This is a genomic window from Halomonas sp. BC04 (genome assembly GCF_000568385.1).
This window is the reverse complement of the sequence record NZ_AZQX01000276.1, coordinates 1-6,300: the sequence shown is the minus strand read 5'-3', so window position 1 is coordinate 6,300 and position 6,300 is coordinate 1. Positions and strand designations below refer to the sequence as shown.

The window sequence follows — 6,300 nt, the reverse complement described above, 5'->3', positions numbered from 1 at the left end:
GGCCCGGGCCGCTTCGGGGGCATCGGCGCAGCCGCCGCCGAGCAACACCAGGGGCCGCTCGGCTTGTTGCAGCCACTGCGCCGCAGTGGCCAGTCCACGGGGGTCCGGCACCGGGCGATAGAGGGTCGCTGCCTGCCAGCTCGAGGGTGGTGCCACCGGAGCATCGAACAGGTCGATGGGAATCTCGATATGCACCGGCCCGGGCCGTTCGCTGCCAAACACGGCAAAGGCCCGTGCCAGTACTTCGGGCAGGGCGGAGGGGTCGAGCAGCGTATGGCTGAAGCGCGAGACACCGGACAGCAGCTGCTGCTGGCTCGGCAGTTCGTGCAGGCGGCCCTGGCCGCGCCCCAGGGTGTCGCGACGATTGACACTGGAGATCACCAGCATCGGAATCGAATCGGCCAGAGCCTGTCCCATGGCGGTGGCGATATTGGTCATGCCGGGGCCGGTAATGATCAGGCAGACCCCAGGACGACCGGTCGCCCGGGCATAGCCGTCGGCCATGAAGCCGGCACCCTGCTCGTGACGCGGTGTGACGTGGCGGATTCCGCTGCTCTCCAGGCCCCGGTAGAGCTCGACGGTGTGTACGCCGGGAATACCGAAGACGGTGTCCACCGCGTACCGCTCATGCAGGAGCGACAGGAGCAGGCGGGCGCAGGTCAGAGTGTCGGTTGCCATCGGGGTGACCTCAGAAGAAGAAGGTGTGGGCCATGAAGGCGATGATCGGCAGAGTGATCGCGGTGCGCAGCAGGAAGATCACGACCAGTTCCCAGAGCTTGAGCGGGATCTTCGACTTCAGGATCAGCGCGCCGATCTCCGACATGTAGATCAGTTGGGTCAGCGACAGACAGGCGATCACGAAGCGGGTGAGCTCACTCTCGATATTGGTCGCCAGGACCGCCGGCAGGAACATGTCGGCGAAGCCCACCAGGGTCGCCGGCGCAGCGGCCTCGGCTTCCGGGATACGCAGCAACTCGAGCACCGGTACCATAGGATAAGAGAGCCAGGTGAAGAGCGGAGTGAACTCGGCAAGAATGAGTGCCACGGTACCGATCGCCATCACCAGCGGAAGCAGGGCCAGGAAGATATCGGCAACGTTGAACAGTGCGATGCGCAGCAGCTCTCGCGGGCCGGGAGCGCTCTCGGCACGCTTCACGGCCATGGTCAGGCTGTAGCGCAGCAGACCCATCTGCTCGGTGCGTTTCTCCGCCAGCTGGCAGCCCACCGGCTCGTAGTAGGTATCGGCCTTGCGCGATAGGGGCGGCAGGCGTGGCACGATCACCGCCGCGGTCAGCCCGGCGACCACCACGGTGAAGTAGAACTGGATGAACATGTGGTTGATATCGACGAAGCTGGTGATCAGCAGGGCGAAGGCGATCGAGACGATGGAGAAGTTGGTGGCGATCACCGCAGCCTCGCGGCGGTTGTAGAAGCCCTTCTCATATTGCTGAGTGGTGATCAGTACCCCCACCGTGCCGGAGCCCATCCACGATGCCGTGGCGTCGATGGCACTGCGGCCGGGCAGGTTGAAGATAACCCGGAAGGGCTTGCGCACCAGACTGCCGATGAACTCCATGAAGCCGAACTCGACCAGGAAGGGCAGCAGCAGGGCGGCAAAAAAGAAGAAGGTCAGCAGCACCGGTGCCAGGTCGTTGAGCATCACGCCGCCGGTGAAGGGGGCAGTGACGAACTCGGGGCCGAACTGGAAGAAGGTCATCAACGCGAAGGCGGCACCGAGGATACGCATGCCGAACCACACCGGGCCGACATGGAACATGTCATGCAGCACCCCTTTTTCGGCCCATGCGGGTCGGCCCAGCTTGACATAGAGGGTGGCGAGTACCGAGACCGCGAGCACGACCACGGCGATGGCAGGCAGGGCGCCCTCGAGCAGTGTCTGGAGGCTATCGGCCATCAGGCCCATGCCGATGTTGATGGTATCGCCGACCTGGAAGGGGATCAGGAACAGGCTGACCCCGATCAAGGAGGGAATCAGGAATCGCAGCAGGTTGCGGCGATCCAGCGGTGGGGGGGCTAGCGGTTTCGGGGCGGTCGTCTCTTCGGCAGTCGATTCAGTGGAAGACATGCTGTTTTCCCTCAGGTTTGTTGTCGTTGAATCCGGAGCGCTGAATTGCCTGGGACCTCAGTCGCGGCGGGTGACGCCCGGCAGCACGCAGAGCATCTCGTAGAGCAGTGTGGCGCCCATCAAGGCGGTGTTGCCGCTGGGATCGTAGGGCGGCGATACCTCGACCAGGTCCCCGCCGACGATGTTCAGCCCCGCGGCGCCGCGTACCAGCTCCAGCCCCTGGGCGGAGGTCAGGCCCCCCATCTCGACGGTGCCTGTGCCGGGGGCAACCGAGGGGTCGAGCCCATCGATGTCGAAACTGATATAGACGGGTACGTCGCCCATCTGCTCGCGTACCTCGGCCATCAGCGGTGCCAGCGACTGGTACCAGCACTCCTCGGCGGTCACGACGCGAAAGCCCTGCTGGCGACACCAGTCGAAGTCATCGGCGGAGTAGCCGGTGCCGCGCAAACCGATCTGGACGACACGGTCTGCCGCCAGCAGGCCCTCCTCCTGGGCGCGCCGGAAAGGGGTGCCATGGGCAATGGGCTCGCCGAACATGTGGTCGTTGATGTCCGCATGGGCGTCGATATGGATCAATCCCACCGGGCCGTGCTTCTTGGCGATGGCGCGCAGTATCGGCAGGGTGATGGTGTGTTCGCCGCCCAGGGTGAGCGGGATGCAGTCGTGGGCCAGCACCTGGTCATAGAAGTCGGTAATGATGTCGACGCTCTTGGGCAGGTGGAAGGTGTTGATCGGCACATCGCCGATATCGGCAACCTGCAGGCTATCGAAAGGTGCCGCCCGGGTGGCCATGTTGTAGGGGCGCAGCATGCGCGATTCGTCACGGATCTGGCGCGGGCCCAGTCGGGTGCCAGGCCGGTTCGAGGTGCCGATGTCCAGGGGGATGCCGATGAAGGCGGCATCGAGACCCTCGGCCGTCGGCTGGGCGGGCAGGCGCATCATGGTGGCGGGGCCGCCGAAACGGGGCATCTCGTTACCACCGAGTGGCTGGTTGTACTCGGGCATGGTGGGCTCCGGTTATCGCTGGCTGAAAGGGTGCTGAGGATAGTGGGTACCTGTGGAATTGTAATGCACGTTTCATGCCAGCTTGCATGGCCCCGGCCGGACGGCTTGTTCCGGTTGCCCATGATGCAGTAATGCATCGAAAGGCGTCCGGTTCGATGCAATAATGTATTGACGATGCAATAATGCATTGCTTCACTTCACCACGCAGGAAAGCGACATGAGCGAAATCGACCGGCGTGTCGTGCAGACCATCGTCGAGACCGCCAACGACCATTTCTTCATCGTTGACGGCACCGGTCGGGTGCTGGATGTCAGCCCCGGTGCCGCCGCGGTCTATGGCATGTCCCGGGAAGCGCTGACTGCCAGCACGGTGCAGGCGCTGGAGGCGAGCGGGGTGCTGAAGCCTTCGATCAGCATGGAGGTGATGCGCACCGGCAAGCCGGCCCAACTGATGCAGGTGACCGGAACCGGCAGGCGAGTCATTGCCGAGGCCCACCCGGTCTTCGTGGAAGGACGGCTGGAGCGCATCGTCAGCCGTTCCCGGGATCTCACCGACCTGCAGCTGCTGCAGGATGAGTACGCCCTGCTGCAGAAGCGCTTCAGTGAGCATCTTCGGCGCAATCAGCCGGGTCCGGCGAGCCAGGATGGCGAGCTGGAGGAGATGCTCGAGGCGCTGCAGGTGCGCAGCAGCGTCATGCGTGAACTGGCATTGCTGCTCAAGCGCGTGGCGCCATCCGATGCCACCGTACTGATGCTGGGGGAATCCGGCGTCGGCAAGACCGTCTTTGCCCGCCAGCTGCATCATTGGAGCCGCCGCAGTGAGGGGCCCTTCATCGAGGTCAACTGCGGCGCCATCCCCGATAACCTGTTCGAGTCGGAGATGTTCGGCTACCAGCGGGCCTTCAGCGGTGCCGCCCGACAGGGGAAGGCCGGGCTGCTGGAGCAGGCCGAGGGGGGCACGCTGTTTCTCGATGAGCTGGGCGAGCTGCCGTTGCTGATGCAGACCAAGCTGCTGAAGGTGATCCAGGATGGCACCGTTACCCGACTGGGGGACACCCGGCCGCGGCGCGTCGATTTTCGACTGGTGGTGGCCACCAACCAGGACCTGGCGAGCCGGGTCGAGGAGGGAGCCTTCAGGCTGGACCTCTACTACCGGCTCAACGTGATCCCGGTGACGCTGCCGCCGCTGCGGGAGCGCCGCGAGGACATACCGGCGCTGGTCGAGTCCTGTATTGAGCGCCTCAACCAGCGCTATGGCCGCCAGAAGCTGCTGCACGGCAGCGTCTGGTCGGAGCTGATGGGCAGCGACTGGCCGGGTAATGTCCGTGAGCTGGAGAACTGGCTCGAGCGGGCTTGGCTCTCCAGTGCCGGGGATGTGATCGAAGCACCCACCCTGGGTGAGCCGTCGGGAAGCATGGCAGCCAATCACACTTCAGCCGAAGCCACTGCTCCCTTGGCGATGGCGGAGGATGAGTCGCTCAAGGCGTACCTGGCCCGTACCGAGCGCCAGGTGCTGGCGACGCTGTGCCGGCAGCTGTCGAGTACCTATGCCATGGCCGAGCGACTGGGTGTCAGCCAGCCCAGTGTGGTGCGCAAGCTACATCGGCATGGGTTGCGTATCCAGCGCTAGCGCTTCAGCTCCGCCAGTGCCTTCTCGAGGATCTCGAATCGCCCAGGCTGAAGGGCGTCTTCAACGGCGGTGATACGCAGGATATGGCCCAGGTCCGGGTGCGCGGGGCGGGCGATGAGTCGCCCGGCCTCGAGCAGTTCGCGGTTGAGCCGTTCACCCAGTTCGGCGCTTGGTAGCCGCAGGGCGATGAAGTTGGTGGCGCTGGGCAGTACCTCGGCACCCTGCTGCCTGAAATGGTCGGCAAGCCGCTCGCGGCGCTCCTTGACGTCACTGACGTGTTGGCGCACCTCCTCGCTGTGATCCAGTACCGTCTCGGCGGCTGCCAGGGTCAGGGTGGAGACCGCATAGTGGATGCGTACCTTCATCATCATCTCGAGGGTCTCGGGCTCGGCGATGGCATAGCCGATTCGCAGGCCGGCCAGGCCATGTGCCTTGGAGAGCGTGCGCAGGCGAATCACGCCCGGCAGTACCTCCCGGCTGAAGGGGGCGTCGGCATCATCGCGAAAGTCGTGGTAGGCCTCGTCGAGCAGCAGCCAGCAGTCCTCGGGCAGTTCGGCGCGCAGACGGCGGATGGCCTCGTCGCTGTGCAGGTGGCCGCTGGGGTTGTCGGGGTTGGCGAGATAGACGAGTCGCGCCTGTTCTTGCCTTGCGGTATGCAGCAGGGCGTCGAGATCGGGGGCGAGCAGGCCGGGCCCCTCCGCATAGGGGATCTCGATCAGGCGACAGCCCTGCCCCCGGGCAAAGTAGCCGAAGGTGGGGTAGGTGCCGCTGGCACTGACCACCGTGCAGCCTGTGGTCGTGGTGGCACGCAGTGCCAGGGCTATCAGGCTGTCGGCACCTGCGTCCACCAGGGTGGCCTCCAGCGGGTAGCCATGCAGGGCGCAAAGGCGCTGGCGCACCCCAAGCGCCTCCGAGTCCCCGTAGCAGTAGACATGCTCGACCATGGCATCGCCGAAGCGCTGGCGCAGGGCGCGGTGGGGCATGTCCAGGCCTTCGTTGGAGCCCAGCCGATGGGGTATCTCGCGGCCGATGCGTCGCTCCAGTACCTTGATGCCGGGGAAGGGGTTGCTGGGGCCGGAACCGGTCAGGTGGTCGGGGAAGCGGGGCATGCGGGTCTCCCGTTGGATGATGAATGAAGGATGGGGTCTGGCGTCATGTCATTGGCTTTCGCTGGGTCATGACGATCGCCACGGCAGACAGGGTCAGGAGCAGCGCCACCAGGATCTGGAGGGTAAAGGGCTCTCCCAGCAGCATCACGGCGCTGGAGACCCCGACCACCGGTATGATCAGGGTGCTGATGGTGGATTGGCCGATGGTCAGACGATTGACGTTGCGAAACCACAGCATCTGGGCCAGGCAGATGGCAAAGACAAGATGATAGCCCAGTCCCAGCCAGGTGGTGGACCGCCACTCGAACGGTGAAGGTGGCGACTCCAGCCCTGCCGCCAGCACTACCATGGGCACGGCGCAGATGGCGAACTGCCAGCCGGTGATGGCTACGGGATGGCCCTGCCAGCCGCCGCGGCGCTTGATCAGTACGGTGCCCAGCGCCCAGGACAGGGCGGCGCACAACACG

At 65.1% G+C, this 6,300-nt stretch carries 6 protein-coding genes; 1 reads left to right on the top strand and 5 read right to left on the bottom strand.

All coding sequences use genetic code 11. The features are described 5' to 3' along the window. The 3 genes from Q427_RS18885 to speB all read right to left on the bottom strand — a co-directional run. The coding region (locus Q427_RS18885; protein ID WP_043516646.1) for a thiamine pyrophosphate-binding protein at window positions 1-678 on the bottom strand (678 nt) is incomplete at its 3' end. A 10-nt stretch (window positions 679-688) separates the two neighbouring features. Next, window positions 689-2,086: a YjiH family protein gene (locus Q427_RS18880; RefSeq protein WP_043516645.1), complete on the bottom strand. Its 1,398-nt coding sequence runs from the start codon at window positions 2,084-2,086 to the stop codon at window positions 689-691. A 57-nt stretch (window positions 2,087-2,143) separates the two neighbouring features. Next, window positions 2,144-3,094: an agmatinase gene (speB, locus tag Q427_RS18875; protein ID WP_043516644.1), complete on the bottom strand. Its 951-nt coding sequence runs from the start codon at window positions 3,092-3,094 to the stop codon at window positions 2,144-2,146. A gap of 217 nt (window positions 3,095-3,311) precedes the next feature. Between speB and Q427_RS18870 the strand changes: the two genes are divergently transcribed. After that, window positions 3,312-4,724, top strand: a complete 1,413-nt coding sequence (locus tag Q427_RS18870; RefSeq protein WP_043516643.1) for a sigma-54 interaction domain-containing protein — start codon at window positions 3,312-3,314, stop codon at window positions 4,722-4,724. Here Q427_RS18870 and Q427_RS18865 read toward each other — a convergent pair. After that, window positions 4,721-5,833, bottom strand: a complete 1,113-nt coding sequence (locus Q427_RS18865; RefSeq protein WP_043516642.1) for a pyridoxal phosphate-dependent aminotransferase — start codon at window positions 5,831-5,833, stop codon at window positions 4,721-4,723. The genes Q427_RS18870 and Q427_RS18865 overlap by 4 nt on opposite strands. Window positions 5,834-5,876: 43 nt before the next feature. Further along, window positions 5,877-6,300: DMT family transporter (locus Q427_RS18860; protein ID WP_043516641.1), on the bottom strand; the 424-nt coding region annotated here is incomplete at its 5' end.

What these genes read in the sequence shown, in the direction of transcription:
- Q427_RS18865 (WP_043516642.1), bottom strand. Translation starts at nt 5,833, where the DNA reads ATGCCCCGCTTCCCCGACCACCTGACCGGTTCCGGCCCCAGCAACCCC.
- speB (WP_043516644.1), bottom strand. Translation starts at nt 3,094, where the DNA reads ATGCCCGAGTACAACCAGCCACTCGGTGGTAACGAGATGCCCCGTTTC.
- Q427_RS18870 (WP_043516643.1), top strand. Translation starts at nt 3,312, where the DNA reads ATGAGCGAAATCGACCGGCGTGTCGTGCAGACCATCGTCGAGACCGCC.
- Q427_RS18880 (WP_043516645.1), bottom strand. Translation starts at nt 2,086, where the DNA reads ATGTCTTCCACTGAATCGACTGCCGAAGAGACGACCGCCCCGAAACCG.